At 74.4% G+C, this 1946-nt stretch carries 2 protein-coding genes; both read right to left on the bottom strand.

What is annotated here, in order from left to right; all coding sequences use genetic code 11:
• Positions 1 to 96: 96 nt before the first annotated feature.
• Complete coding sequence (locus KDL01_RS40785) at positions 97 to 1305, bottom strand: glycosyltransferase (RefSeq protein WP_212534085.1); 1209 nt, start codon at positions 1303 to 1305, stop codon at positions 97 to 99.
• A gap of 24 nt (positions 1306 to 1329) precedes the next feature.
• Positions 1330 to 1946, bottom strand: a 617-nt coding sequence (locus KDL01_RS40780; RefSeq protein WP_212534084.1) for a CoA transferase, incomplete at its 5' end; no start/stop codon positions are given.

The raw sequence follows: 1946 nt of genomic DNA, 5'->3' as shown, positions 1-1946 counted from the left end.
GGCTCATCGTGGGGGCTCCATTCTGAATCCGTGTTCATGTTAGGCCGCGCGGGCCGGGGCCACCAGAGCTCCGGCCGGGTCTTTCGCCGTACCTTCTCAGCTCTCGGATTCGACCACCCGGCCCTTCCAGGCGCCGCCCCGGCCGCGGCGGTGGCGGCGGGCCGAGTCCACGGTCATCGCCCCGTACAGGGCCATGACCCCGGGCAGCAGCGGGGCGCGCCAGGGCGCGAGGCGGTAGAGCCGGAGCACCGGCAGATAGCTGAGGGTCATCAGCGCCCAGGCGGCGAGCGCGGGCACGGCCGCGGTCCAGGCGTCGGCGGCCGCGCCCGCAACGCCCACCAGCGGGGGCACCCCATAGGTCAGGGCGAGGCCGAGGACGGTTCCGGCCAACAGCCAGGGATTGCACCGCAGCTGGGTGTAGGCGCTGCGCGCGATCATATCCCAGAGCTCTGCCATACCAGGGTAGGGACGCAGGCTGCGCACACTCCGGGTGACGCCGAGCCAGGTGCGCGCACCTGTAAGTTTCAGCAGGTGGCCGAGGGCGACGTCGTCGATCCTGGCCGAGGCGATCGGGGCGAGCCCGCCGGCCTGCTCCAGCCGCTCGCGGCGCACCAGCATGCACCCGCCGGCCGCGCCCGCGGTGCGTCGCCGCCCGCTGCGGATCCAGCCGGGCGGGTAGAGCTGGAAGAAGCTGTAGACGAACGCCGGGACGATCAGCCGCTCCGCGCGGTGACGGGTGTTCAGCCGCGCCATCAGCGAGACCAGGTCCCAGCCGCCCGCCTCGGCGTGCGCGACGAGCCGGCGCACGCTGTCCGGCGGATGCCCGATGTCGGCGTCGGTGAACAGGACGTAGCCGCCGGGAGCGGCGGCGCGCAGCCCGCGGTCCATCGCCGCCACCTTGCCGGCCCAGCCCGGCGGCGGCCCCTGCCCGCGCAGCACACTCACCTGCTCGCCCCGGGTCGAGGCGGCAGCCAACTCCCGGGCCACGTCCCCGGTGCCGTCCGAACTCGCGTCGTCCACGAGCACGATCTCGAGCTGGCCCGGGTAGTCCTGCGCGAGCAGCGTCGGGAAGCTCTCCGGCAGGATCTCGGCCTCGTCCCTGGCCGGTACGACGATCGTCACCGCGGGCCAGCGCTCACCGTCGTCGCCGTTCTCGGCCGGTGCCGGGGAGATCGAGCCCGGCGGCGGGACCGGGGGCAGCCGGATGTCCATCCGCCAGAACCCGCCACGGAAGGCCACCAGGCAGATCCACACGACGAGCGAGAGCCAGGCCGGTACCGCGAGCACCGCGAAGACTGTGGTCACGCGCTTAGCCTCGCACGTTCCGAATCAGTCGCGCCGCTCGCGCCGCGGCGCGGTTTGCTCGGCGTAGCGGGCAAGCAGGCGGCGCAGTTCGTCGCCGTCCTCGTTCAGCCGCGGCGGCGCCGAGCGGTAGCGGGCCGGCGTCTCGCTGAAGGCGATGGGATGGGCCACCTGACGCAGCGTCCGCCCCCGGCGCGGGTCCGCGACCTGCGCCACCGCGTCCAGCCCGAGCCGTTCGGCCAGCGCGAACGCCTCGGCCAGGTCGTTGATCGGACCGCACGGCACCCCGGCCTCGCTCAGCGCGGCGAACCAGGCGTCGGCCCCGCGGGCGGAAAGCAGACGGTTGAGTTCCTCGGCGAGCTCGGTGCGGTGCGCGACCCGGTCCCGGTTGGCCGCGAAGCGCGGCTGCGCGGCCAGCCCCGGCGCGCCCAGCGCGGTGCACAGCCGCTCGAACTGCCGGTCGTTCCCGGCGGCGATCACCAGCGGCCGGTCGGCGGCCTGGTAGACCTCGTACGGCGCGATGCTCGGATGCGCGTTGCCGAGCGCGCCCGGCACGACGCCCGCGGCGAGGTAGCCGGAGGAGTGGTTGGAGAGCCCTGACAGCAGCGATCCGAGCAGCGAGACCTCCACCCGCTGCCCCGGCC

Source organism: Actinospica durhamensis (assembly GCF_018139695.1).
Lineage (GTDB): Bacteria > Actinomycetota > Actinomycetes > Streptomycetales > Catenulisporaceae > Actinospica > Actinospica durhamensis.
This window is presented reverse-complemented; position numbering and strand designations above follow the sequence as displayed.